Annotated in this window: 28 protein-coding genes; 15 read left to right on the top strand and 13 right to left on the bottom strand. The window is 63.2% G+C overall.

The features are described 5' to 3' along the window. Window positions 1-53: 53 nt before the first annotated feature. Window positions 54-2,363: a penicillin acylase family protein gene (locus tag HU766_RS09485; protein ID WP_186655721.1), complete on the bottom strand. Its 2,310-nt coding sequence runs from the start codon at window positions 2,361-2,363 to the stop codon at window positions 54-56. Window positions 2,364-2,559: 196 nt separating this feature from the next. Between HU766_RS09485 and HU766_RS09490 the strand changes: the two genes are divergently transcribed. Beyond that, window positions 2,560-2,934 carry a fe2+ zn2+ uptake regulation protein gene (locus HU766_RS09490; RefSeq protein WP_186655724.1) on the top strand — a complete coding sequence of 125 codons (375 nt, stop codon included), beginning with the start codon at window positions 2,560-2,562 and terminating at the stop codon, window positions 2,932-2,934. Window positions 2,935-2,970: 36 nt separating this feature from the next. Here the strand turns inward: HU766_RS09490 and HU766_RS09495 are convergent, their stop codons facing one another. Then, window positions 2,971-3,159, bottom strand: coding sequence for a hypothetical protein (locus HU766_RS09495; RefSeq protein WP_033698281.1), 189 nt, complete (start codon window positions 3,157-3,159; stop codon window positions 2,971-2,973). Between the two features lie 149 nt (window positions 3,160-3,308). On the opposite strand from HU766_RS09495, the gene HU766_RS09500 reads away from it, so the two are divergent. The 4 genes from HU766_RS09500 to HU766_RS09515 all read left to right on the top strand — a co-directional run bounded on the left by HU766_RS09500 (window position 3,309) and on the right by HU766_RS09515 (window position 5,774). Further along, a complete protein-coding gene (locus tag HU766_RS09500; protein WP_186655726.1) occupies window positions 3,309-3,767 on the top strand; it encodes a hypothetical protein in 459 nt (152 codons plus the stop codon). Window positions 3,768-4,019: 252 nt separating this feature from the next. After that, entirely contained in the window at window positions 4,020-4,400 is a 381-nt protein-coding gene (locus tag HU766_RS09505) for a Mor transcription activator family protein (RefSeq protein WP_033698285.1), read from the top strand. A 64-nt stretch (window positions 4,401-4,464) separates the two neighbouring features. Next, complete coding sequence (locus HU766_RS09510) at window positions 4,465-5,151, top strand: DUF2589 domain-containing protein (RefSeq protein ID WP_238338588.1); 687 nt, start codon at window positions 4,465-4,467, stop codon at window positions 5,149-5,151. A 59-nt stretch (window positions 5,152-5,210) separates the two neighbouring features. Further along, window positions 5,211-5,774 (top strand): DUF2589 domain-containing protein, encoded by a 564-nt coding sequence (locus tag HU766_RS09515; protein ID WP_186655729.1) that lies wholly within the window; start codon window positions 5,211-5,213, stop codon window positions 5,772-5,774. A 9-nt stretch (window positions 5,775-5,783) separates the two neighbouring features. On the opposite strand, the gene HU766_RS09520 is transcribed toward HU766_RS09515, so the two are convergent. The 3 genes from HU766_RS09520 to HU766_RS09530 are packed head-to-tail and all read right to left on the bottom strand — an operon-like array spanning window position 5,784 to window position 11,899. Further along, the gene (locus tag HU766_RS09520; RefSeq protein WP_186655732.1) at window positions 5,784-9,458 is read right to left on the bottom strand and encodes a translocation/assembly module TamB domain-containing protein; all 3,675 of its coding nucleotides are present in this window, start codon (window positions 9,456-9,458) and stop codon (window positions 5,784-5,786) included. Beyond that, window positions 9,455-11,197, bottom strand: coding sequence for an autotransporter assembly complex family protein (locus tag HU766_RS09525; RefSeq protein WP_186655736.1), 1,743 nt, complete (start codon window positions 11,195-11,197; stop codon window positions 9,455-9,457). Before HU766_RS09525 ends, HU766_RS09520 begins: the two co-directional genes overlap by 4 nt. 51 nt (window positions 11,198-11,248) lie before the next feature. After that, window positions 11,249-11,899 carry a GNAT family N-acetyltransferase gene (locus HU766_RS09530; protein WP_186655739.1) on the bottom strand — a complete coding sequence of 217 codons (651 nt, stop codon included), beginning with the start codon at window positions 11,897-11,899 and terminating at the stop codon, window positions 11,249-11,251. A gap of 162 nt (window positions 11,900-12,061) precedes the next feature. On the opposite strand from HU766_RS09530, the gene xthA reads away from it, so the two are divergent. After that, a complete protein-coding gene (gene xthA, locus HU766_RS09535; RefSeq protein WP_186655742.1) occupies window positions 12,062-12,874 on the top strand; it encodes an exodeoxyribonuclease III in 813 nt (270 codons plus the stop codon). A gap of 109 nt (window positions 12,875-12,983) precedes the next feature. On the opposite strand, the gene HU766_RS09540 is transcribed toward xthA, so the two are convergent. Together HU766_RS09540 and HU766_RS09545 are read right to left on the bottom strand one after the other, a co-directional pair. Continuing rightward, window positions 12,984-13,736, bottom strand: coding sequence for an anti-sigma factor (locus HU766_RS09540; protein ID WP_186655745.1), 753 nt, complete (start codon window positions 13,734-13,736; stop codon window positions 12,984-12,986). Continuing rightward, window positions 13,733-14,254 (bottom strand): sigma-70 family RNA polymerase sigma factor, encoded by a 522-nt coding sequence (locus HU766_RS09545; RefSeq protein WP_033698297.1) that lies wholly within the window; start codon window positions 14,252-14,254, stop codon window positions 13,733-13,735. The genes HU766_RS09540 and HU766_RS09545 overlap by 4 nt, the downstream gene beginning before the upstream one ends. Before the next feature lie 131 nt (window positions 14,255-14,385). Between HU766_RS09545 and HU766_RS09550 the strand changes: the two genes are divergently transcribed. The 5 genes from HU766_RS09550 to HU766_RS09570 all read left to right on the top strand — a co-directional run bounded on the left by HU766_RS09550 (window position 14,386) and on the right by HU766_RS09570 (window position 18,180). After that, window positions 14,386-15,432 carry a catalase family peroxidase gene (locus HU766_RS09550; protein ID WP_186655748.1) on the top strand — a complete coding sequence of 349 codons (1,047 nt, stop codon included), beginning with the start codon at window positions 14,386-14,388 and terminating at the stop codon, window positions 15,430-15,432. After that, window positions 15,429-15,962 (top strand): cytochrome b, encoded by a 534-nt coding sequence (locus HU766_RS09555; RefSeq protein ID WP_186655751.1) that lies wholly within the window; start codon window positions 15,429-15,431, stop codon window positions 15,960-15,962. Before HU766_RS09550 ends, HU766_RS09555 begins: the two co-directional genes overlap by 4 nt. 85 nt (window positions 15,963-16,047) lie before the next feature. Further along, a complete protein-coding gene (locus tag HU766_RS09560; protein WP_186655754.1) occupies window positions 16,048-17,253 on the top strand; it encodes an MFS transporter in 1,206 nt (401 codons plus the stop codon). Window positions 17,254-17,332: 79 nt separating this feature from the next. Continuing rightward, the gene (locus HU766_RS09565) at window positions 17,333-17,878 is read left to right on the top strand and encodes a cupin domain-containing protein (RefSeq protein ID WP_027594799.1); all 546 of its coding nucleotides are present in this window, start codon (window positions 17,333-17,335) and stop codon (window positions 17,876-17,878) included. 2 nt (window positions 17,879-17,880) lie between these two features. Continuing rightward, window positions 17,881-18,180 (top strand): hypothetical protein, encoded by a 300-nt coding sequence (locus HU766_RS09570; protein WP_346656662.1) that lies wholly within the window; start codon window positions 17,881-17,883, stop codon window positions 18,178-18,180. Here the strand turns inward: HU766_RS09570 and HU766_RS09575 are convergent. Then, window positions 18,153-18,767: a 2-hydroxychromene-2-carboxylate isomerase gene (locus HU766_RS09575; protein WP_186655757.1), complete on the bottom strand. Its 615-nt coding sequence runs from the start codon at window positions 18,765-18,767 to the stop codon at window positions 18,153-18,155. The two genes, HU766_RS09570 and HU766_RS09575, sit on opposite strands and share 28 nt — an antisense overlap. Before the next feature lie 28 nt (window positions 18,768-18,795). After that, window positions 18,796-19,527: an SDR family oxidoreductase gene (locus HU766_RS09580; RefSeq protein WP_186655761.1), complete on the bottom strand. Its 732-nt coding sequence runs from the start codon at window positions 19,525-19,527 to the stop codon at window positions 18,796-18,798. Between the two features lie 88 nt (window positions 19,528-19,615). Here HU766_RS09580 and HU766_RS09585 point away from each other — a divergent pair, with 88 nt between their 5' ends. Beyond that, window positions 19,616-20,179: a TetR/AcrR family transcriptional regulator gene (locus tag HU766_RS09585; RefSeq protein ID WP_186655763.1), complete on the top strand. Its 564-nt coding sequence runs from the start codon at window positions 19,616-19,618 to the stop codon at window positions 20,177-20,179. Next, a complete protein-coding gene (locus tag HU766_RS09590) occupies window positions 20,166-20,759 on the top strand; it encodes a DUF4157 domain-containing protein (protein WP_047583028.1) in 594 nt (197 codons plus the stop codon). The genes HU766_RS09585 and HU766_RS09590 overlap by 14 nt, the downstream gene beginning before the upstream one ends. Window positions 20,760-20,802: 43 nt before the next feature. Here the strand turns inward: HU766_RS09590 and HU766_RS09595 are convergent, their stop codons facing one another. Then, window positions 20,803-21,795 (bottom strand): bile acid:sodium symporter family protein, encoded by a 993-nt coding sequence (locus HU766_RS09595; RefSeq protein WP_186655765.1) that lies wholly within the window; start codon window positions 21,793-21,795, stop codon window positions 20,803-20,805. A gap of 109 nt (window positions 21,796-21,904) precedes the next feature. On the opposite strand from HU766_RS09595, the gene ampC reads away from it, so the two are divergent. Both ampC and HU766_RS09605 read left to right on the top strand, forming a co-directional pair. Further along, window positions 21,905-23,053, top strand: coding sequence for a class C beta-lactamase (gene ampC, locus HU766_RS09600; RefSeq protein ID WP_186655768.1), 1,149 nt, complete (start codon window positions 21,905-21,907; stop codon window positions 23,051-23,053). A 297-nt stretch (window positions 23,054-23,350) separates the two neighbouring features. Next, window positions 23,351-23,683: a hypothetical protein gene (locus HU766_RS09605; protein ID WP_033698313.1), complete on the top strand. Its 333-nt coding sequence runs from the start codon at window positions 23,351-23,353 to the stop codon at window positions 23,681-23,683. 46 nt (window positions 23,684-23,729) lie between these two features. On the opposite strand, the gene HU766_RS09610 is transcribed toward HU766_RS09605, so the two are convergent. The 3 genes from HU766_RS09610 to HU766_RS09620 form a co-directional block, all read right to left on the bottom strand. Continuing rightward, complete coding sequence (locus HU766_RS09610; protein WP_047583027.1) at window positions 23,730-24,041, bottom strand: hypothetical protein; 312 nt, start codon at window positions 24,039-24,041, stop codon at window positions 23,730-23,732. A 138-nt stretch (window positions 24,042-24,179) separates the two neighbouring features. Then, window positions 24,180-24,368 (bottom strand): hypothetical protein, encoded by a 189-nt coding sequence (locus HU766_RS09615; protein ID WP_033698317.1) that lies wholly within the window; start codon window positions 24,366-24,368, stop codon window positions 24,180-24,182. A 138-nt stretch (window positions 24,369-24,506) separates the two neighbouring features. Next, on the bottom strand, window positions 24,507-24,827 hold the full coding sequence (locus HU766_RS09620; RefSeq protein WP_186655770.1) for a YbjQ family protein: 321 nt from the start codon (window positions 24,825-24,827) through the stop codon (window positions 24,507-24,509). Window positions 24,828-24,871: the final 44 nt, after the last annotated feature.

A 24,871-nucleotide genomic window follows, 5' to 3' on the forward strand; every position in this document is an offset into this window, starting at 1 on the left:
TTGTAGGAGCGCCCGGCGAGGCCGCTCCTACGACAACCGCCTCGGACAGAGGCTCAATGCTGAGCCACTGCCCCTTTATCCCCCTCACTGATCACATATTCACGATACTCGGGGTCCGCCTTGATCTGCGCCTCGGTAAACGGAATCACTGCCAGCTGCTTGGCCGAGAAAGCCTTGGTCTGGTCATGGGCATGCGCCGAACCCGCCTCGCTCGACTGGGAGAACGCCAGCAGCCCCCGAGCCTGTGGGCCCTGATCGGTGAAGCTGACCAGTTGCAGGTAGCTGGTACCACTGACCACCAGGCGCTTGCCCGGCCCATGCGGCACGCTGTGGATCGCGTTATAGACCCCAAGCCCCTGCGGGCCACCCGGTACAGGCGTACCGTCAAGAGCCTGCTGCACCTGCCCCCACTGGCTGTCGCGCCCTACTCCGCTTTTACCCACCTGTTGCAAGGACGCCAAGGCCGCCTCGCGCAACAGCTTGCGCACCGCCGCCTGTTCGACCGCCAGGCCGCGCGGCGTGTGCTGCGGGTCCGCCGGGTCGAAGGCCACCCGCCAGCTTTCAGGGTGGGCCGCCAGGGCATTGAACATGTTCTCGAAATGCACCAGGCCAATGCCGCTGTCCAGGTCTGCCTTGCCGTTCCAGGCCAACAGGCTGTCACACACTGGCTGCAGGTCCGCTTCGGCTCCTTTGCACCACGCCAGCAGGTCCGGCAGCAGCAAGCTTGCGAGGTAGACTTCATCGTCCGTGACCATGCGCTGCAGGTCGTCGACGCCAAGCTTGGCGCTACCTTGCAGGCGGTTCAGGGCAAAACGCCCGCGCATGCCCAGCGGCTGGTCGTTGCGGCTGACCAGCGGTGAAAAACCGGTCAAGGGCTGCGCGGGGTTGGCCATCCAGGCGGGGTCGTTGGAATTCTGCACAAAGTCCTTGCGCTCAAGGCTGGGCAGCAATCGCGCCGGGAAGATCCCGGGCTGCGCGGCCTGCGCATCGACCTTCCACGCACAGCCACTGCGCGAGCCATCCAGCACCACCAGGCGCCCTGAGGCCTTCGGGTAGCTGCAGGTGCTCAGCAGTTGCTGGTCGACATAGGGCACCACCGACTGGTTCAGGTACAGCGCTTGGCCGCCTTCATCCACGGCAAGCGTGTTGACCCAAGGGATGCCCTGCAACTGCTCCACCGAGCCCTTCAGCGCGTCCAGGCTGTCGGCCCGGTTGATGCGGTACCACTGCTGCAGCACCCGGGTATTGTCCAGGTTGGCGTCGCGCAGGCTGTAAGCGGCTTGCGCGTCCCAGTCCAGGCGCCCTGGCCACTGCACCACGGGCCCGAACTTCGAGCTGTAGACTTGACGTTCGACCTGGTTCAAGGTGCCATCCTCGGCCTTGACCGTGACGCTCACAGCTTGGCGCATCAACGGCAGCGACTTGCCGTCGAGCAGGTAGCGGGTCGGGTCCTTCGGATCGAGCTGAAGACGGTAGAGCGTGAAATGGTTCGACGTGTCGACCGTGTGCGTCCAGGCCAGGTGGTGGTTGAAACCGATGTTCACCACCGGCAAGCCTGGCAATGCAGCCCCCATCACGTCCAGCTGGCCCGGTATGGTCAGTTGCATTTGATAAAAGCGCATACCGCCCATCCACGGGAAATGCGGGTTGGCCAGCAACAGGCCACGGCCGTTGGCCGAGCGCTGCGACCCGACGGCCACCGCGTTGCTGCCTCGTTCCGAAGCGAAACGCGCCTGCCGAGCCAGCGCCGTGGCAAAACCGGCCGCCGCACGTTGGCTGGTCAGCGAAGGTGGCTGCGCCCCTGCCAACGCCTCGACGAACTGGCCGACACCCCCTTCAGCCAACAGCCGGCGGGTCAACTTGACCAGGTCCTGGCTGGTGATCGACCGCACCCACTCCCCAGTTCCGCACTCTGGCGGCAACCCTTGGCTGCGGCGCTCGGCCAGGGCGCGGTTGAAGCCACCTGCATAGCCGTCCAGCAGGTCACGCACCGGCGCTGGCTGAGCGTTTAGAAACGCACCCACGGCAGTCGGCGTGTTGAGCCAGGTGAAAAACAGGTCACTGGCCAGGTTGTCGCGTTGCTCGAAGGTCTTGGCCTTGGCACCAAAATAGCGCGACCGCTCGCCGCTCACCGTCAGCACCTCGTTGGCCAGCAGGCACAGGTTGTCCTGGGCATACGCATAACCAATGCCATACCCCAGGCCGCGCTCATCCTTGGCCACGATGTGCGGTACCCCGAAGCTGGTACGGCGGATCTGCGCGCTGGCATCGGCGCTGGCGGGCTGCGCTTGCGCGGCAATGCTGAAGGCGACCAGGGCTGCGGCCAAGCTGGCACGGGTCATGGGACGCGAAATTGAGAACACGGGCACACCTCGGATTCAGGGGTCATCCCGATCAGACGAATGGCTGAATGAAAATTTTACGTATTACAACGATGTAGAACGTCTTGAACAACAACAGGCAATTTTTTTTCGAGCGGGCTGCAGATTTTCCGTTCTCATTCGTCCTAGTAAGTGAGGCAACCACATTTCGGGTTAGTCCACGAAAAGGAGCATTCACATGTACAACCCGCAACCCTCAATGCAGGCCGGGCACACCCCGGGGAAGGCGCCCAAAGGACAGGACGCTTTCGTCGAGGAACGTGTTGGTAACGAACAGATTCGCGAGCTGCTGCGCACCTTTGGCCTGCGCACCAGCCTCATTCGGCTCAAAGTGATCGATGCCCTGCACGTGGCAGACCGCAATGGCCGCAGCATCGGCGTGCGTGGTGTGCACGCGCAACTGGAACAACTGGATATCCCGCTGTCGTTCCTCAGTGTGCGTGAAGTACTCAAGCGGCTGTGCGCCGAAGGCGTCATCAACCTGGGCAGCGACAAATGCTACAGCCTCAACCCCCAGGCCCGCGCCGTGCTGGATCAAACCGCCCCGCGCTGAGCGTATGGCCGGCCACAACTGGCCGGCCCGCACAGCTCAGCGCTTGACTTTGCGCCGCAGAATGCCGTTTATCACGACCACGACCACGGCAATGGCGATCGCCAGCATCTGGAAGGTCTGCTCACTGATCGTGCCTTGCTTTTGCAGGTGGGACAGGCCCAGCATTAGGCCCAGTACCACCAGGATGATCAGAAGTGAATATTTGAGGCGCTGCACGTGTGTCATTCAAAGTTCCTTGCAACATCAGGGGCAAATGGCTCGCAACGAGCCGCGGCAATGATACAACGCTCACCCGCACCAGCGCTGCATTTCCTGCTTAGCGTGGTGCCGTTCGCCTGAAAGCATGGGTCCTTATCGCCCGTGCCGGAGGCACCATGTACAGATCCATGCTGTTCGCATCCCTTGCCCTGACTTACCTCCCTGTCTACGCGCTGGACACTCGCCAGGCGCCCGCCGAGCAGTTGTTCAAGCTAGGCAGCGAACTGGCCGCCAACGCCGGCTCCAGCCAATGGCAGCAACTCTGGCAGCGCGCTCGCGAAGCCGGCTACCTGCAAGCCCACACCGGTCAGGTTCATTTCACCGTGCCTGCATCGCTGCTGCCAGAGCTGGCCCGCCAGACTTTGGCGCAGGCCGATCAGGTTTACCCCGTGCAGCAGACCCGAGCACTTTATCGCCGTGACTTTCCTGATCGCACTGTAGGAAAGCGCGACGAGCATGCGTTCAGTGCTCTGTGCCTGCTGGTCGACTGGCGCGCCCTGCCACAGGGCATGAGCACAACCCCCAAGGCCTACTTGAAAAGTGCCAGCCTGTTGAGCAGCTATCCGTGCGACTGAGGGTCCCCGCCCCCAACTTGCAAGCTATGAAGTGCGACAACGGAAAATCAACAGCTGCGGCGAGTAGTTGAAGCAGTGTCCTACAACAAGCGAAATCGCTGCCTGCAAACCGTGCTCACCGAGGCTACAAACCCCAGCCTAAATACCGCCTAGCGACGCGCCCTGGCTCTACCTGAGAATCCAGTCACACCTTCGACATATCGCCGCGGGTGATCGCTTACCGCATCGCAACCCTGAACGAAGGAGCGTCGCATGGAGTTACCAGACCTCACCTGCATAGACATCAGCCATTTGCCGCATTCATTGCAAGCGCTGATCGACTGCATCGGTATCGAAAACGCTTTCCAGCTGACCTGCGCCTATGGCGGCAGACCCAAATACATCCCCAAGCACCGCGAGCGGACCAAGCTTGCCGATGTACTCCCGGCCGAGGCGCTCGATGCGCTGATCAAACGCTTCGCCGGCGTAGCCCTGGAAATCCCCAAGGCCGATCACTTCATGCGCCAGCTGCGCAACCTGCAGATCCAGAAAGAAAGCGCCGATGGTTTGTCACGCAGCTTGCTGGCCGACAAATACGGCTTGAGCCTGCGCCAGATCGGCAATATCCGCCGCCAGGAACCTTGCGTTCGCTAGCCAATGAGCAACGAGGTCGTTACTGACGACCCTTCATGCACCCCACTAAAAAGAGAATCCAGCTATGTCGATAGACTCTAGCCTCATCGGATCCGTCATCAATGCCTTGCCGATGGACCGTATGATTGCAGGCCCCCTGCAAGCGATGGTCCAAGCGCAGGTCACCGCCAGCAAGTCCTATGCAGACTTCCTGATGCAAGTCTGCGTTCAGGAAGGCAAGGCCGTCGCGATCCAGTTCGACTATGACGAAACCATCGTCGATGAACAGGGCGAGTACCAAGGCGTCGTCAGCAAAACGATGAAAGTGCCGCTGGTGGCAGCGATCACCCACCCGAACATCTCCATCGAAGAAGGCAATGTCGAGTTCGAACTGACCATCAATCAGATGTCGGAAGATGTAACCGACAAGAACATGGCCGCAGAAGCCACCGGGTCGCTTGGCTGGGGGCCATTCAGCCTCAACGTCAAGGGCAGCATCAGCCACAAGTCCACGCAAACCCGCAAGACCGATACCCGCGCCCGCTACGCGTTCAACACTACCTTGAAGCGGCAGGACCCGCCCGAAGCAATGATGAGGGTCATCGACTTCCTGACCGAAGCCGCAACCAAACCCACCATCGTCAAGAGCGCGACGCTTGATAGCCCAGACGCTATCTCGCAGGCCGACAGGTTGAAAGGCCCCACGGCAGGCACCCATCCGCAGGCCCCTGGCAAACAACCAGCTGACAGTGAAACCCCGCCAACAAATTGAAGCTGGCAAGAATCGCCCCCTCGCAGCAGGGGGCACCACCCCACCCAGGAGCCGAATGATTGGACAAGTCCCTAGCCCCCATGACTTCCATCGACCTGCGCGAGATCACGCGGGGCCTGCAAGAAGCCGCCAGTGCCACCAACAGCCTGATTGCACAACAGTACATCAACCTGTTCGATCAGTTCTTCGACTGTGACACCGAAGCACTGGGCGCCCCGATGAAGGCCAAGATGGTCGAAGTGGCCATGGATGAACAGCACATCATGCGCGTGCCCTTGTTTGCGCTGGTATCACCCAAGGGCCTGGCCCTGGAACGCATGCAGGTCGACTTGTCGGTTCGGGTCAAGGGCACCGAGGCGCAAGAAGCATTGCTGACCGCCAGCGAGCACACTGCGACCAGCTTCAAGGTCACCATTGGCGGCCAAGGCCGTCAGGGCGAAAGTCGCGACCCCGACGAAGTACAGATCCGCATGCAGTTTCAGGCCAGCGAGCCGCCTGAAGCGCTGAACCGGCTGATCGAGGAATACACCAGCCTGATCACACCGGTACGCATACCCAGGTCCAGTCCCCCACCCCTCTCCGGCTCCAATGAATTCATCGAAGCGGCCACGGTCCGTTGCTGACCGCGGCGATCAGAAGTCCCGCTTGTAGAAGATATCCAGCGAGCTGGCCAACCCGCTTGCCGCCTCGAGGTAGACCCTCCGGCTCAACTTGTAGCGCAACGCGATGGTATTGGCAGGCTCGAACACCCCTACCCCGTAACGCAGGCTCAGTTTCTCGGTCAGGTTGCCGCTGGCGACCACGCTGGTGGTGTTGCCCGAACCTTCGGTATCCAGCTGGAAATCATCGATGCCCAGGCTCGACGCCAGGCTCCCGGTGATACCGGCACTGCCGGCAAGCCCCAGGCCCAACGCTGCTTCGGCAAGCATGTTGTTGTCTTCACCCGATGTGCCCAACGGGCGCCCCAGCACCAGGTACGACAGCGCCTGCTCCTGGCTCATGGCGGGTTCGGAAAACACCTGCGTGGTCGGTTGCTCGGCACTGCCACTCAAACGGATACCGGCAATCACATCATCGACCTTGCGAATGGCCTCGATGTCCAGATACGGCTGATCTATCGGGCCAGCGAACAGCAGCCGCGCCCGGCGAATGGTCAGGCGCTGCCCATAGGCACGGTAACGGCCATCGGCCAAACTCAACTCACCCCGGGTATCGAGGTTGTCGCCGATGTGCACATGGCCGAGCAGGTTGGCAGTGAGGCCAAAACCACTGAACGACAGCTTGTCTCGCCCAACCTCGACATCGATGTCCATCGCCATTGCCAGGGGCTGTTTACCCTCTTCGGTCTGATGGCCGATGATCACCGTGTCATCGGACACCTTCACGGTCGATGGCGGAAGTTCGCGTACCGTGATCTTGCCTTTTGGCACTTGGACCTTGCCCGTCACTGCCAGCTTGTCGTCGATCAGGCGCAGGTTCAGGTCGGGGGCGACTTCCAGGGTCGCGTAGGGCTCCACCGTCACCGGCAATTGCTGCCCCTGCAAACGCAGGTCCATGCCCAGCGCCTGGCCCCAGGTCAGGTTACCGGTCAGTTGGCCGCGCCCTGCTTCGCCACTGCGCCAGTTGCCATTGAGCTGAACCTGCTCGCCCGCAATGGTTGCCTGCAATGACAAGTCTTGCAGGCTTAGCGGCAACTCGGCGCCGCTGACCTCGCCACCGCTCAACACCAGGTTGCCGTTGACCTGTGGCGCAAGCAAGGTGCCCGACAAACGACCGCTGCCATTGAGTTGCCCGGTCAGGCGCTCGACCATGGGCACGAATGGTCGGGCCACCGACAGGTCCAGGCCCGTCAGGCTGAAATCACCCGACAGCGGTTTATTCTTGCCCAGTGGGTCAATGCGGGTATTCAAGCTCAGTTCACCCAGGCGCTCGCCGCGAAATGCCAGGCGGGCATCGATACGTCGTGGCGCCAAGGTGCTGTCCAGGCGCAAGGCCTGATAAGGGAAGTCGACCCAGCGGTCCTTGTCACGCACCCGCAGGGTGCCGCCACTGGCGTCGACTACGATGCTGCCCTTGGGGCCACTGGCCGGCACATCGAGGTTGACGTCGGCGTTCAGCAGGCCTTGCCAGGCAAAATCTTTTGGCAGCCACTGGGCCAGGCTGTCCAGGGGGAACTGCTTGAGGTGATAACGCAGGCGTGGCTCCGGTGCCAGGCGCTGGTCTTCACCACACAGGCTGGCTTGACCGGAACGCCAGCAATGGCCGCCGAAATCTAGCTGGCCGCTGGCCAAGCGCTGCAAGCGTGCCGGAGCCTGCAACTGCCAGTCCTGGCCACCGGCCTGGATCCGCCCACTGGCCAACCGACCACGCCAATCGCCCTTGTTCAACTGGCCGTCCAGGCCAAGGTCGAGCTTGAGCTGCGGGCCGTCGAGCGCCAGCGTCAGGGCCTGCTGGCGAATGTCACCTTTGCCATTGGCCTGCAAGGTGCCCAGTGCCGTGTCACCCAGGTGTATGCCGCCCGCCTTGAGCTCGATCACACCACGCTGGGCGTTATCCAGCCGGGCGTCGAGGTCCAGTCGCTGGATACGGTTCTCGGCCTGCGCCAGTTGCTGGCCCTGCAGGGTGAGCGTGCCCTGGGGCGCTTGCAAGGTGCCAGCAATGTCCAGCCGGCCTTTGACTTGCCCCTGCAGCCTCGGCCATAGCTGGCCCAGGCGCGGCAGGTCGAGATCCACCCGCCCCGCCAGCCGCTGTTGCAAGCTGCCACTGCCATTGATGCGGTTGTCACCCAACTGGATCGCCAGGGCGCCGAGGGTCCAGCTCTGCCCTGCCCCTTGCGCTTCGACCTTGAGCACCGCCGGCTGACCGCGCAGGCGGCCTTTGAGGTCGAGCTGGGCATCGAGCTTAAGCTCGTCACCCTTCATTTCACCTTTGCTGCGCAGAGGCCCGGCCAGGGTACCCGGCAGTTCGGCAAGCCAGTACGCAGGGTCCAGCGCCGAAAGCTGCATATCGACATCCCACGCCAGGGTATCGGCGAAGCGCACCGCGACACTGCCGGCGGCCTTGCCCTGCCCTGCGGTGAGCGCCAGCTGCGGCAGCTTCACCTGGGCCAGGTCACCCTCGAACGGGCTGGCCAGCGTGAAGGCACCCGCCGGGCCGTCAAGGTCGCCATTGAAGGTGCCTTGGTAGTTGCCATCGCGGTAGCGAACCTGGGCGTTGAAGCGCTTGAGCGTGACGTCGGGCGGCGTTTCCAGTGGGTACAGGCGCAGCCATGGGAAATCCAGCCATTCGAGCTGGGCATCGGCGCTCAGGCCCTGTTGCCAGTCGGCACTGGCCTGTAGCTTGAGCCGCTGGCTATCGCTGGCGCTGAGGTCAAGGGCATCGAGCTTGGCACCCTTGCTGTCGACCCGCCCGGACAAGGCCAAGGCGATCGGCGACTGTTCGGCGGGCAAACTGGCCGAACCCGACAGTGAATAACCCTTGAGCAGATCGCCCTTGGCGTTGAGTTCGAGCTGCTTGAACTGCAGGGTATCTGGCAACGAAGCAGTCGGTTTGAACGCCTCGGAGCGAATCTGCAGCGTTGCTGGCAGGTGTTCCGCCAACGCCTGCAACTCACCGCTCAAGCGTGCATCGAGGTAACCCGAGCTGGTGCCTTCGAGCGTGAGGGTTTTCTGCAGCTCGCCTTTGGCTGCCAGTGCCAGCTGCCAGCTTTTGCCCTCCACCGAGGGCAGTTGAACCTGCCCCTGCAATTGCACAGGCCAGTCGCCTTCAGGCTGCAAGTCACCTTGCAGGTCCAGGCGCAGGTCGTCCCGTTGCAGTTGCAGGCTATCGATGCGCATTCCGGTCCGGGTCCAGTGCGCCACCAGTTGCAGATCACCGAGCAGCTCGCTGCCGTCCAGGCGCAACTGGCCGACCTTGACCTCACCCAGTTCGATGTCAACCGGCAAACGCAAGGCCGGGAGCTGCAAAGGGCCACTGTCGACTGGCGTTTCACTCGGCGCAAACGCCATGTCGATGCGCTGGGCATGCAACTGCTCGATACACAAGGTGCCACGCAACAGGCACGCGGGCGACCAAGCCAATAGAGGCGCCTGTACTTCGACTCGGTTACCGCCGTCGACCCAGCTCAGCCGACTGGCTTGCCAAGTGCCGGCCAGTCGCCCCGTGAAATCAGCAACCTCAAGCCCCGGCACCTTTGCCAACGCCCAGCGGCTGCCGCTTTCGGTACCTACCAGCATGCCAAGCGCCAGGCCCACGGCCAATACCAGGCCGAGTAGACCCAGCAGAATGAATTTGAACACACGTGTCACAGCTCAGGCCCCATGGAGAAGTGCAAGCGGATACCACCCTCGTCATCGAGTGCCTTGGCCAGGTCCAGGCGCAGCGGCCCGACCGGTGAAACCCAACGCACGCCAATACCTACCCCAGTCTTGAGGCTGGGCAGCTCGAGCGTGTTGAACGAGTTGCCTTGATCGACGAAGGTCGCCACCCGCCACTTCTCAGTCACCGAATATTGGTACTCGACGCTGCCTGCCACCAGGTAGCGCCCACCAATGCGGTCGCCATCACTGTTTTTCGGCGACAGGGTCTGGTAGTCATAGCCGCGCACGCTCTGGTCACCACCGGCGAAGAAGCGCAGCGAAGGCGGGATGTTGTTCTTGTAACCGTTGGTGGCGCTGCCGCCGAACTGCACCCGGCCGAGGAAGCGATGGTTGTGGCCAAGCGTGGTCAGGCCTTTGAGCAATACGTTGCCGTGCAGCAGGTTGGTGTCGGAAACCAGCCCTTCCTTGGCCACCTGTGTATCGAACTGCAAGCGGTAGCCGTTGTGTGGGTCGATACGGTTGTCGCTGCGCAGGTACGAAAAGCTCACACCCGGCATCAGCAGGTTGCTCAGCCCCGAGTCATCGCCCAGGCGGTATTCCTCACGCTGGTATTTGAGCGAGATGACCCGCTGCCAGCCACTGGGCAACTTGCTGTGCCATTCCGGGCCAACCGTCAGCAGCTTGCTGAGGGTGTCGGTACCGGCGATTTCCTCGTTCTGGTAACCACCAGCAAAGCGCAACTTGTCGGTCAGCGGCGGGTCCAGCGGGATGTCGTACCACAGGCCGACGTTCTGCCGGGGGGCCGACAGCTCGGTTTCCCAGCCATAGCTGTGGCCTTGGGGGTTGACCCAGTGCCGCGTCCAGTTGGCCTTGCCGCGTGGCCCGACGTCGGTCGAGAAGCCCAGGCCCAGGCCCATGGTGCGGGGTTTGCGGGTTTCCAGGCGGACATCCACGGGGATGTCCTCACCTACGGCAGCGGTCGGCGCGGCATCTACCCGCACGCCTTCGAAGTAGCCACTTGATTGCAGGTCGTTGTTGAGCTCGGCGATCAGCTCGGAATCGTAGGGTGTGCCGGGTTTGAACGAGACCATGCGCTGCAGCAGGTCATCATCGAGGGGGGTGTCACCCCCGAACTTGACTGCGCCCAGGCGATAGCGAGGGCCGCTTTGGTAGACCAGTTCGATGTCGGCCACACCGGCCTGGGGGTCGACCGCCAGGCGCTGGCGGCTGAAGCGGCCGGCGAAGAACCCATAGCGCGAGGCCTGATTCTGGATCAGCCGCTTGGCATCCTCATACAGGCCGTGGTTGAGCTGCTCGCCAGCGCGCAACGCCTTGCTGTCGGGCACCCGGAACGCCTTCATTTCACTGGCAGGGCCTTCGATACGCACGGTCACGTCGCGCAGCCTTACCGGCTCGCCCGGCGCGATCTGGATGATCAGTTGCGCGGGTTGCTCGGCCTTGGTCGGAGGCTTGACCTCGGTTTCGATCTGGGCCTGATAATAGCCAAGTGCCTGCACTGCTTTGCGCGCCTGCTCCTCGGCCCCGCGGCTGAAGCGCAATAGCGCTTCTTCGTCGCGGTCGCCAAGGTTGCCAATATAGCCTTCGACATTGGCCTTGAGCGCTTTGTTGGCGGGCTTTACCTTCACCAACAACTCGCTCTGGCCCCATGCTGCAAAACTGGCGACCCAGAAAACCAGGCCCCAGGTCAATCTTCCTGAATACGTCATGCGGCGCATGCTACCAGAGCCGGGCGCTCAAGGGAGCCGTCTGGCGGCCTGTCAGGCAGAAGCAGGATTCGAAGAGACCGGGTTGGGGTGAAAAAATACCCGCTCGCGGATAGGCCCTACAGCAACCTCGCCAATTTCCTCATAGCCCTGACGCTGATAGAACGCGAGGTAGTGCTCATTGCCGGTGTCCAGCACCACGCCCTGGGTGCTCGGGTCTTCTGCGCACCAGTCATGCACAGCCTGTAACAATTGCTCGCCGTACTGGCGCCCCTGAAACTGTGGATGCACCCCCAGCAACGGCAACATGTGCACCTGGTCTGTGGGCAGGCAACTGGCCAATGCCGCCTGGTAATCCATATAGCGCCGTGTGCATCGCAGGCCAGTACCCAGCATCATGCGCAAACGCCAGGCCCAGCTGTCGGCCACCCCCAGCCTGCGCAGCGGCGGCACAATCAGGGCCACGGCAATCAGGCGGTCATCCACCAACAGGCCGATTGCAGGCAATTGCAGATAGAAATGCTGGCGTACCCATTCACGCACCATCACGCGCAAACGCCGCTCATAGCCTGGGCGCTGCGCTTCAAAAATGTAGGCGAATGTAGGCTCGTGGCGGTAGGCGTTGTACAGCAGCGAACGTGCCTCGCGACTGTAACCATCGTCGAGCTGGCAGATACGGGCCGGGGTGGCAGTGGTGTCGGGCATTGCGGGCAGTCCTCCTGGAATGGGCTTACAGTGCCTTGGAGGGGCGCCACCGCGCATCGTTCACCCCCTACAGCACGTTAGCAGCAGCACCCGCAACCCGCCATGCTGGTGATGACGCGCGATGTCGGCTAGCATCGCGGCTTTTGCCAGGATTGTCTTTCCATGAAGATCGTCTGTTTCAACATCAACGGCCTGCGTGCCCGCCCGCATCAGCTGGCGGCCTTGATCGACAAGCACCAGCCGGACGTGATCGGCCTGCAGGAAACCAAGGTCAGTGACGATCAGTTCCCGCTGGCCGATGTCCAGGCGCTGGGTTACCACGTGCACTACCACGGCCAGAAGGGTCACTACGGCGTTGCCTTGCTGTCGCGCCAGGCCCCCCTGAGCCTGCACAAGGGCTTTGCCACCGATGAAGAAGACGCCCAGCGCCGTTTCATCTGGGGCACCTTCGCCGATACCGATGGCAACCCGGTCACCATCATGAACGGCTACTTCCCCCAGGGTGAAAGCCGCGACCACCCCACCAAGTTCCCGGCCAAGCAGCGCTTCTACAGTGACCTGCAGGCGTTGCTCGAAGGTCAGTTCCGCAATGACCAGCCGGTGCTGGTGATGGGCGACATGAACATCTCGCCCCAGGACTGCGACATCGGCATCGGCCCGGACAATGCCAAACGCTGGCTCAAGACTGGCAAATGCAGCTTCCTGCCCGAAGAGCGCGAGTGGATGGAGCGCCTCAAGGGCTGGGGATTGGTCGACAGCTTCCGCCACCTGTACCCTGAAGTGGCCGACCGCTTCAGTTGGTTCGATTACCGTAGCCGTGGTTTCGAGGACGATCCAAAACGTGGCCTGCGCATCGACCTGATCATGGCCTCGCAGCACCTGGTGCCGCGGATCAAGGCAGCGGGCGTGGACTATGAACTGCGTGGGATGGAAAAGCCGTCAGACCATGCGCCGATCTGGCTGGAGTTGAGCTGATCGAGGCTGGGTGTAGGCGGTAGATTTGCAGCGCCTGGGAGATCGAGCGCCGCGCGGGTGGCGCTCGATCTCATAAACGCTGAAAATCCACCGCCCTGCATCTGCCGCCCTACAACCCCAACCGCAACGCCGCCCCCACCCCCGCCCCACGCGTATCGTCCGCCGCGCTGACCAGCGCAAAGTTGTAAGCCCCATGTGACCAATACCGCGCCTCCAGCTGCCCATCAACCCGCTGCCCATCAGGCATGCGTTGGTAATGCTCGCTGGGCGAGCGCATGAACAGGCTGATCCGTTCACCCTTGCCATCCTGAAACACCAACAATGCTGCCGGCCCCTGCTCGTTGCTGAGCAATCGCGCGCCCACCGGCCGGAACCCGTAACCCGCCAGGTCCGGCAACTGCCCTACGCGGTTGAAGTGACGCCCGAGCCATTCACGCAATTGGGTCGGGTCGCTGGCCTGGATATCCAGCGCCTCACTGCCGGCAAACAACCGATGAGCCTGGACCGCATCGGCCATCGGCAGATCGACCCTTGCCAGCGTGGCATCCCGCACCTGCCAGCCGCCCATCCCCCCCACGCCGAGCGCCAGCAGCAACACCGCCGCCGACGCCCAGCGCCGTTGACGACGCTGGCGCAGCCGCAGGCGCAGCTGGCCCAGGTCGAGTTGCGCAGCCCCTGGTTGTTCACCCAGGCCGGCCAATGCCGCACGCAGGCGGCGGGCATCACTGCGCCACGCCTCGACCCTGGCCGCTTGCTGCGGGTTGGCCGTAAGCCAGGCCTGCACTTCGGCCCGACGCCCCGGTGCCAGGCGCTCATCGACATAAGCATGCAATTCGTCTTCGCTGGGGATCAGGCGCGTCATTTCAGTCTCCGCAAGGCCGGGGGTTGAGGGTTGCCCTCGGTCAGTTCGCGCAAGGCATTGCGGGCGCGCGACAGGCGCGACATCACAGTACCGATAGGGATGCCCAAAGCCTGGGCGGCCTCCTTGTAACTCAAGCCTTCGATGCTCACCAGCAACAGCAAGGCACGCTGCTCGGCAGACAACCGGGCAAATGCCTGCAGGTCGGCCTGGGCCAGGACGATGGCCTCGATATTGCCGCCGACCGGCTCGCTTTCCACCTCGGCACGGCCAAACCAGGACAGCCAACGGGCATGCAGGCGGTCGCGACGCTTGCCGTCGAGAAACAGCCGGTAAAGGATGGTGAACAGCCAGGCGCGCAGCGCCTCTGCCTCGCGTTGCTGGCCATGGCGGCTCAAGGCGCGCTCGACGGTGGCTTGCACCAGGTCGTCGGCGCTGCCGGGTTCGCGCGTCAACCACAAGGCAAAGCGGCGCAGACGTGCAAGCAGCTCGCGCCATTGGTGTTCGTCCAGATCGTGCATGGCAAATGTCCCGGCCTCTGGGGTTGTCAGTGTATGGGGCAGACGCCCGGCAACAAAATCTATTCCATCCCAGGGAATAAGTTTTGCCCTGCCCCGTCGTACCGGCATCTTCACTGAACCGGACGACAACCATGAACTCACCCTTGCACGGCCCCGCCAAGGCCCTGCGCCTGGCCGCCATCGGCGCTGTGATGCTGGCAGCGGGCGTTGGCTTTGCCTATGCCGCAGGCTGGATCGGCGCAGCCAAGCTGACGCCGCAGCGCATCATCGACACCTTCGAAGCCCAGGCCGGGCACTACCCGGGCTACCGCAAGAACCACGCCAAAGGCCTGTGCGTCAGCGGCTACTTCCAGGCCAGCGGGCAGGCTGCCAGCCTGTCCACGGCGCGGGTGTTCAGCCAGGCACGGGTGCCGGTGATCGGCCGCTTCGCCATCGGTGGCGCCAACCCTTATGCGCCAGACACCGCCATCCCGGTGCGCAGCCTGGCGCTTCAGTTGAGCAGCGACGACGGGCAGGTTTGGCGTACCGGCATGAACAACCCGCCCGTGCTGGCGGTGAGCACACCGCAAGCCTTCTATGAACAGGTGCTAGCGAGCACGCCTGACCCTGCCACCGGCAAACTGGACCCAGCCAGGCAGCAGGCGTTCTTCGCTGCTCACCCTGAAAGCGCGGCGTTCCGCCAGTGGGCCGCGAGCTACAAGCCAAGCAACAGCTTTGCCAGCACCCAGTACCACAGCATCAATGCCTTTCGCCTGATCGACGCCGCCGGGGCAGCCCAACCAGTGCGCTGGCAACTGGAGCCGCAGACGGCGTTTACGGCGCTGCCAGGGCAGGTGGACGACAAACTGTTCCTGCAGCATGACCTGCAACAGCGCCTGGCCCAAGGGCCGCTGCGCTGGACCCTGCGCCTGGTCCTGGCCGAGCCCGGTGACGCCGTGGACGACCCCGCCAGCCCCTGGCCTGCACAGCGGCGCAGCGTGGACGCCGGCACGCTCGTGCTCGAACAGGTGGACGCTGCTGAACAAGGCGCTTGCCGAGACCTGAACTTCGACCCGCTGATCCTGCCGCATGGCATCGAAGCGTCCGCCGACCCGATCCTCGCCGCCCGTTCGGCCGCGTATTCGGAATCGTTCAACCGCCGCAGCCGCGAATCGCTCGGCACCGGAGCCCGCCCATGAAACCCGAAGCCTTCCATCCCCTCGCTCGCCTGCTGCACTGGCTGATGGCCGTGCTGATCGTGGCCATGCTGTTCATCGGCGTGAGCATGGTCAGCGACCTGTCACTGCGCCATCCATTGCTGATCGACCTGCACAAGGCAACGGGCCTGGCCTTGCTGGTACTGGTGCTGCTGCGTATTGCCCTGCGCTTGACGCTGCCTCACCCACCACTGCCACGCGACCTGCCAACGCTGCAACGGCTCGCCGCCGGGGCCTCGCACCTGGTGCTCTATGCCTTGATGCTGGCCATGCCCCTGCTGGGTTGGGCGATGCTTTCGGCCGGCGGTTATCCGCGGCCCCTGCAGTTGCCTGCGATCGCCCCGCATGACCTTCAGCTGTATGCCGTGCTGCGCCAAGCCCACGGCTGGGCCGGCTACCTGCTGTTCGCGACGGTTGTACTGCACCTGGGCGCAGCCCTGATGCATGCCTTGGTGCGTCGCGACGGCGTCTTGCGTAGCATGTGGCCTGGCCCCCTGCGTCGCAGCGACTGAGCCGAAGCGGTCCGGGGCGTTCGACATTCGATAATAATTCTTATTAAGATCGGCGTACTTTTCGCTAAAAACTCTGGACTGCCCTATGAACGTCGCAAAGGATCCTGCCACTCTCGTTCCTGCCAGCACCCTGGACTTACGGCCACTGCTGCTGGCCAACATGGCCTGTACCATGTCGATGATGGCCTTCGTCGCCCTGATCGGCCCGATCGCACGCCAACTCGGCATGGCCACCTGGCAAGCCGGTGCTGCCGTGACCGTGGCCGGTGTGGTCTGGGTACTGCTGGCCCGCCCCTGGGGCCGCGCGGCCGACCGGCTCGGGCGCCGGCGCGTGCTGCTGCTTGGCAGCGCAGGCTTCACCCTCGCCTACTGGCTGTTGTGCCTGTTCGTCGAAGGCGCGCTGCGCTGGCTGCCGGGCGCAACCCTGGCCTTTATCGGCCTCATGCTAGCCCGCGGGTGCATCGGGGCGTTCTATGCCGCCATCCCGGTGGCCTGCAATGCAATGATCGCCGACCATGTCGAACCGCAGCAGCGGGCGCGGGCCATGGCCTCGCTGGGGGCGGCCAACGCCGTCGGCCTGGTGCTGGGCCCGGCCTTGGCCGCATTGCTGGCGCGGCACAGCCTGAGCCTGCCGTTCCACCTCATGTCGCTGCTGCCGGCCTGCGCGTTCTTCGTGCTGCTGTTCACCCTCAAGCCACAGGCACTGGCCAAAAGCCACGCGCCCAGCCCTGTGCACTTGAGCGATCCGCGCCTGCGCCGGCCTTTGCTGGTGGCCTTCAGCGCCATGCTCAGTGTCACAGTGTCGCAAATCACCGTCGGCTTCTTCGCCCTCGACCGCCTGCACCTGGGCCCGGCCGAGGCCGCCCAGGCTGCCGGCATCGCCTTGACCACGGTGGGTGTGGCACTGATCCTGGCGCAGGTGGTGCTGCGCCAACTGGAGTGGCCGCCGTTGAAAATGATTCGGGTGGGTGCCAGTGTCTCGGCGGTCGGTTTTGCCTGCGGCGCACTGGCGGCCACGGCGCCCTGGCTGTGGGCCTGCTACTTCGTCGCCGCCGCCGGCATGGGCTTTGTGTTCCCGGCATTCTCGGCACTCGCGGCCAATGCCATGCAAGCCTCTGAACAAGGTGCCACCGCCGGCTCGATCGGCGCTGCCCAGGGCATGGGCGCGGTGATCGGGCCACTGGCCGGCACGCTGGTGTATGCCCTCGACCCGCGCTTGCCGTTCCTGGCGGTGGCTGCGCTTTTGCTGCTGGTCGGGCTATGGCCGATGCCACGCGAGAAGCGGGCCTGATAAGCACAGCGCGCAAGCGTGCAGAGTGTGCTTTAATGCGTCGCTCATTATTTTTGACACCTCTGATTACAAGGCGGCTATGGACACGGGGACGCGACTCAAACTGGTGCGTGAACGCAACAACCTCTCCCAACGGGAACTGGCCCGCCGCAGCGGGCTGACCAACTCGACGATCTCGCAGATCGAACAGAACCGCGTCAGCCCTTCGGTCAGCTCCCTGAAAAAACTGCTCGAAGGCATCCCGATGAGCCTGGCGGAGTTCTTCAGCTTCGACGAGCCAGTACGGGAAGAGCGCTTCGTGTTCCGCGCCAGCGAGCAACCAGACCTGGGCCGCAACGGCCTGCGCATGCTGCTGGTCGGCGCCAGTGTCGAGGCGCGGCAGATGCGCATGTTGCGCGAGCTGTACGCACCGGGCGCCGATTCGGGCGAGCCGATCGTGCATGCAGAGGGCGAAGAGTGCGGCCTGGTCACCCGTGGCACGGTCGAATTGTGGGTCGATGGCCAGGTTAGCGTGCTCAATTCGGGCGATGGCTACTACATCCCCACCACCCTGCCCCACAGCTTCAAGAACATCGGCCAGGATGAGGCCGAGATCATCAGTGCCAATACCCCGGCGAATTTCTGACAGTGAGCCGCAGCGGTACCGTGAGCACGCGGGAAGCGTATCAGCGCTTGCGCGACGCAGCCCTGGGTGTTCACGCCCTGCAAATAAGCGCCCACCGCCACGATGGCCTGGTCGATGTGACGATCGAAGGCTGGCAGATGACCCTGGCCGTTGACGCTGAAGGCCTTGCCCATTGCGTCCACTGCCAGTCACCCAACGGCGATCAGGCCGGGCTTGAAGACTGGTACCGCTACGGCACCAACCCGGCCGACCTGCTCAGCCTGTGGGAGCGCACTCAGCTGGAAACACGCCTGGCACGCTGACGCAGCGCGTCCTCGACAAAGTCCAGGCGGTCTTGCCCAAAGAACATCTCATCACCAACAAAGCAGGTCGGTGCGCCAAACACGCCGCGCGCCACCGCATCCTCCGTCGCCTGCTTGAGCGCAGCCTTCACTTGCACATCGCCGGCCAGCGCACTGAATGCGGCAATGTCGAAGCCCGCCTGTTCCAGGGTCTGTTGCAACACTGCCGCGTCACCCAGATTGCGCCGCTCGCCCCACATCCCAGTGAACAATGCCCTCAACAGCGCCTCGAAGCGCTGCGGGTCTTGCAACTGCGTGCCGATCACCCCGCGCATCAGCATCAAGGTATTGAGCGGAAACCCCGGCGGCAGCCCGAACGGTACACTGTAGCGGGCAGCGAAGCGCCCCAGGTCGGTGAACATGTAGCGACCCTTGGCCGGGATCATTGCCGGGGACGCATTGCCGGTGGCCTGGAACACCCCGCCCAGCAGCATGGGCCGGTAGTGCAGCGTTGCGCCTTGGCGGGCGCACATACCCGGCAGTTGCGTCCACGCCAGGTAGCTGGCCGGGCTACCAAGATCAAAGAAGAATTCGACGGTATTGGTCATGGGTACGGTCCTTGATCGATGAGGGGGCTTACCAGCGTTCCATCCAGGGGCGCAGGTCCAGTTCGAATGTCCAGGCGTCTCGCGGCTGGGCGTGAAGGAACCAGTAGCTGTCGGCAATATGAGCCGGGTCAAGGATGCCATCCTGGTCCTTCAGGGCGTAGCGCTCGGGGAAGCTGTCACGAATGAACGCGGTATCAATGGCACCATCCACCACCACATGGGCCACATGGATATTGCGCGGCCCCAACTCGCGCGCCATGCTCTGCGCCAACGCCCGTAGGCCGTGCTTGGCGCCGGCGAATGCGGCAAAGCCAGCGGCACCCCGTGTACCTGCGGTAGCGCCGGTAAACAGAATCGTGCCGCGTTCACGCACCACCATGCGCCGGGCCACTGCCTGAGCGGTCAGAAACCCGGCAAAACAGGCCATTTCCCAGATCTTGAAGTACTTGCGTGGCGTTTCATCGAGAATGCTGCAAGGTACATTGGCGCCGATATTGAAGACAAACGCCTCGATCGGGCCAATATCACGCTCGATGGTCTCCACCAGCGCAGCCACCTCATCTGCCTTGCGCGCATCGGAGCCAAAGCCATGGGCCTGGCCGCCTGCTGCGCGTATTTCGTCCAGTAGCGGTTGCAGCTTGTCAGCCTGTCGGCGGGTGACGCAGGCGACGTAGCCCTCCTTGGCGAACCGTTTGGCAATCTCGCCCCCGGTGGCATCCCCCGCGCCGATCACAAGCACTACTTTTTGTTGTCGAGTCATGTGCGCCTCTTTGGTGAATGATCGTTTAGTAAACGAACGCTATGTTATGATCGGCCCCATCGTCAAGCCAGCGCGCAGAGGTTCATGAATGCGCTATTCCAGCGAGCACAAGCAACAAACCCGCGAAAAGCTGTTGGCCACCAGCGGTGCGCTAGCCAAACGCGGTGGCTTTACCAGCACCGGCGTGGCCGGGCTGATGAAGGCCATCGGGCTGACCGGCGGTGCCTTTTACAACCACTTCCCGTCCAAGGATGATCTGTTCACCGAAGTGGTGCGTCAGGAACTCTGCAACAGCCCACTGGCACGCCTGGCCAGCCAAGGCGCCAGCCGCGAACGCCTTGGCCGTTGCCTGCAGCAGTACCTGAGCATGGCTCACTTGCACAATGCCGAAGGTGGCTGCCCGTTGCCGCCGCTAGGGGTGGAAATCGCCCGGGCAGACCTTGCAGTGCGAGAGGTGGCCGAGCATTGGCTGGTCGACCTGCACAAGGCCTGGGCTGCCACACTGGAGGATGAAGCGTTGGCCTGGGTGTTGATCAGCCAATGCGTCGGCGCGTTGCTGGTCGGGCGCATGCTGGCCAGTGAGGCGGTGCAATCGCAGGTGCTGGACGCCAGCCGCACCTTCGTTGAAAAGGCCTTGAATGAAACCCGTTAACCTGTTGCTTGGCCTATGCCTGAGTGCGCCGGTACTGGCCGAGCAAGCCTGCCCACCGGGGCAGTATCAGGTATGCCTGATGGGGTGTTTTTGCGCCCCGGTCGACCCAGGGCAGGCCGGGCAGATCCTCAAGGACGTGGAAGCCATGGCGTCGACCAGCCTGGCCTACGCATTGCGCCAGGCCCGCGACGAAGCCAATGCCAGCGGTAGTGAACCGATCCCCCTGCACATCCGCGCCCAGCTCGAGCCCTGGTATGACTTCGCCGTGCTCGATGCCGTCCGCTTCAGGGTGGGCGACGAACAGCAGATGAGCGCAGCCAATGCCATGCTGCAGAACCCCGACGTGAATGCGGTGACGTTGATCGACACGATCATCTTTCGCCATGCCAGCGATGCGCAAGACAATGTGGCCCTGTGGGCGCACGAGCTCATGCACGTGCAGCAATACCAGGCGCTGGGGCTAGAAGAATTCGCCCGGCGCTACACGCGTGATTTCAATGAGCTTGAAGGGCCCGCTTACAAGATAGAGGCCGAAGTGGCCAAGGCGCTCCGAGAGCGCAGTTCCGGCCAGGCAAGGTAACGTGCAGGAGCGACCTCCCGGCGAGGCCGCTCCTACACACACATCATGACGCCGCAGGAGCCTTTTCGGCCAACCCCTCACGGCTGGCATAACGCTGCGCCAGCACCGCGCAGACCATCAGCTGGATCTGATGAAACAGCATCAGCGGCAGGATCATCGCGCCAATGCCACTGCCCACGAACAGCACCTGAGCCATCGGCACCCCAGTGGCCAGGCTCTTCTTCGAGCCGGCGAACAGGATGGTGATGCGGTCCTCCAGGTCGAAGCCAAGCAGTTTGCCAAGCAAGCGGGTAACGTACAGCACCACCGCCAACAAGATCCCGCACACCACAAACAGCCCCGCCAAGTGTTGTGGCGACACCGTGTGCCACAGTCCGGTAACCACCGCCTCACTGAAGGCGGTGTAGACCACCAGCAGGATCGAGCCCTGGTCCACGACCTTGAGCCAGCGCGCGTTGCGCTTGACCCACGCGCCAATCCAGCGGCGGGCGATCTGCCCGGCTACGAAGGGCACCAGCAGCTGCAGGGTAATCTTCAGCACCGCATCCAGCCCCGAGCCGGTATCACCGCTGGCGCCCAGCAGCATCATCACCAGCAGTGGCGTGAGGAAGATACCCAGCAGGCTGGAAGCCGCCGCGCTGCAAATGGCTGCCGGCACGTTACCGCGGGCCAGCGAGGTGAAGGCAATGGCCGACTGTACCGTGGCTGGCAACGCACACAGATACAGCACGCCCAGGTACAGCTCGTTGCCCACCAGCGGCACGAACAACGGCTTGAACGCCAGCCCCAGCAAGGGGAACAGCACGAACGTGCAGGAGAACACCAGCAAGTGCAGGCGCCAGTGCCCGGCGCCGGCGATGATCGCTTCGCGCGACAGCTTGGCACCGTGCAGGAAGAACAGCAGGCCGATAGCCAGGTTGGTCAGCCAGCCGAAATACACCGCCCCGTCGCCCGAGCAGGGCAGCACAGTGGCGATGAGCACCACCCCGAGCAAGGCCAGGGTGAAGTTGTCGAATAACATGCGCAAATACTTCATAACAGTTTCCGTCTTGTCGTTATGCAACGGCAGACGATAAGGTCTCGGTTTATTTTTCGCTAACGCCGGAACCCCCACCGGTATCGCTCAACGGACAAAGGACTACTTGATGCCACGCTATCGCCTTGCGCCCTTCCCTCTCGCGGCTGCACTGGCCATGAGTGCAATCAACGCGCAGGCGGCCGATCCGCTGCAGGCCCAGGTAGACGAGGTCATCCAGCCGCTCATGCAGGAACACCAAATCGCCGGTATGGCGGTAGCGCTGTACGCCGATGGCCAGGCGCATTACTTCAACTATGGCGTGGCCAATAAGGCGGATAACTCGCCGGTTAGCGCCGATACCCTGTTTGAGGTCGGCTCGCTGAGCAAGACTTACACCGCTACGCTTGCGGCGCTGGCCAGCGCCGAAGGCAAGCTTGACCTACAGGCCCCTGCCCAGCGCTACCAGCCCGCCCTGGCCGGCACACCGCTGGGCGAAGCCAGCGTGCTGGAATTCGGTGCCTACAGCGCCGACTGCCTGCCATTGCAGTTCCCCGACGCGGTGCACACAGACGAACAGGTGCTGGCCTTCTTCCGCCACTGGCAACCCGTTGCCAAACACGGCACCCAGCGCTGCTACTCGAACCCCAGCCTGGGGTTGTTCGGTGACCTGGCGGCGCGCGCGCAGCAGCGCCCTTTCGCCGAGCTGATGACCGAGGGGCTTCTCCCGCAAATGGGCCTCAAGCACACCTACCTGCACGTACCGGCCGATGCACAGCGGCTTTATGCGCAAGGGTACGACGCGCATGACCAGCCGGTGCGCGTCAGCTCGGGGCCCTTTGCCGATGCGGCCTATGGCATCAAGACCAACGCCACCGACTTGCTGCGCTACGTGCGCCTGCACATGCAGCCGGCCGAACTTGCGCCAACCCTGCAAAAGGCTGCCGCCATTACCCAGGCCGGCTACTTCCAGGTCGGTAGCATGACCCAAGGCCTGGGCTGGGAACGTTACCCCTACCCGGCGTCACTCGACACCCTGGTCAATGGCAACAGCTCCAAGTTCGCCCTTGCGCCACAGGCCACCCGCCGCCTCGACCCCGAGCTCCCGGCCGTGCCTGACGCCTGGTACAACAAGACCGGCGCCACCAACGGTTTCGGTGCCTATGTGGCGTTCATTCCGGCGCAAGGCAAAGCCATCGTACTGCTTGCCAACCGCAACTATCCCAACGAGGCACGCGTGCGCGCCGCGTACCGGATTCTCTCGTCCCTCGACCACTGACAGGCCCTTCCGGCAGGATTGTCGGACAAGATGTAGTGACAAAAAATATTCACTACAAAACGGTTGACGCCGTTCATCGCCCTTGGGCATGATGAGGCTGTCTCCCCGATCGGGAGCGGTGGCAAGGGTGTTCCAGACGGCCTGCGCGGTAACGCAGGCCGTCCGTGGAGAGGGAACTGTCCAAAAGGCAGCGTGTGAAAGCCCCTGTTGCGATGCTGCTGTAGCAGCGTTGGTAGTGCGCTACACCGTGGTAGCGCCAACTGTGAAAATCACCTACGAATGGGTAATGGGGGCTTTATGATGAACTTGAACAACAATCCCACAATCGACCAATTGGCCCAGCTGTTCGCCGTGCGCAAAGACAGCCTCGACGACCATCTGCTGTGGGTCAGCCAGACCGGTGAGGTGCGTCTCGACCGCCTGCCACCGAACACCATCGAAGATGAATTCGAAGAGCACCTGCCAAGCATGCGTGCACGCTTCAAGGTCTACCGACGTGGCCAGGGCTACGTCGGCAAGAAGGCCGCCGCCGACACCGAGTTCGTTGGCCGCGTCCTGCAGACCCTGCAACAAGAATGGCCCGCCGCCCGTGAGCGGGGGGCAGTCAAGGTGATCGAACCACTCAACTGAGTGGCCTCACCCACCATCGAGCCCGGCCCGCAAAGGCCGGGCTTTTTCATGCCCGCCGACGCGTGCGCGCCATCGCTGGCAAGGGCAATGCGCCGGTGGCCAGCGCGCGGGCCCGCTCGACGCCCCAGACCAACGCCCGGGTCATGGTCTCACCCGGGCGCGCTGGGTAATACTCTTCCAGCAATGCCCGGCCATTCCCAGCATAGATACCGAGAAACAGCTGGGTAGCGCCCAGGCGCGACAGGCGCACCTGCACGTCGAGCGTGGTGCCGTCACTGAGCGCTTCATCGTGGCTGCGGCTGTGCAGTTGAGCGTCCGCCCACTGCCAATAGGTCTCTTCCCTGACTCGCATGAGCATTCGATCTCCCTTTGCTGAAATGCCGCGCCAGAAAACCACATCCACGGCTATCCGGCGAGTGCAACCCGGCGATGCCATGAGCAGCGTCAACGAATATCAACAAAAACCCCGCCGTTCGGCGGGGTTGCTGGAGCGGGATCACTTTTTCAGCGGAACCCGCGGCATGAAGCGGCCCTTTTTGCTGCGCTGCAGATGTGCAGGCTGAAGCTGTTCCGAATCATCCAGCGTCATGTGGGCGAAACCCAGGCGAAATGCCGACTGGCCGCAACGCACCTGGCTGTTGATCGGGAATGCGTCGTTCAGGTCTTCGAAAAAGGATTCGCTCATGCCCTGTCTCCCTCCAGTGAGGTCGCGTCGGCAAGCAGATACGTTGCCTAGGTGAACGCGCCCGGTAAAAGTGAGACTAGCTGGTCATTTGCGGACCGCCCAGACTAAAACCCTGGAGCCGACCAGTGGCACAATGCCTTATTTCAACCTGACCGCCGTGCCGGTGGCGAATATCACGACCATGCCACCCTGCACCGACGGCATGCTGATTTCGAAGTCCACGCCCACCACTGCATCGGCGTGCAACTGCCGCGCCCGCGCCTTCAACTCCTCGGTGGCCTGCTCGCGGGCCTCGCGCAGGGCGCTTTCCAGGCTTTGCGAACGGCCACCGAAGAAGTCGCGAAAACGGGCAAAGAAATCGCGCACGAAGTTGATGCCCTGCACCGATTCGGAGCTGACGACGCCCAGGTACTCGGCAATAGGACGGCCTTCGAGCTGGCTGGTGGTAGAGATAATCATGACGGTGCTCCGTTGGCCTGGCGAAAAGGGCCGATTCTAACAGA

Source organism: Pseudomonas sp. SWRI77 (assembly GCF_014269105.1).
Lineage (GTDB): Bacteria > Pseudomonadota > Gammaproteobacteria > Pseudomonadales > Pseudomonadaceae > Aquipseudomonas > Aquipseudomonas capeferrum.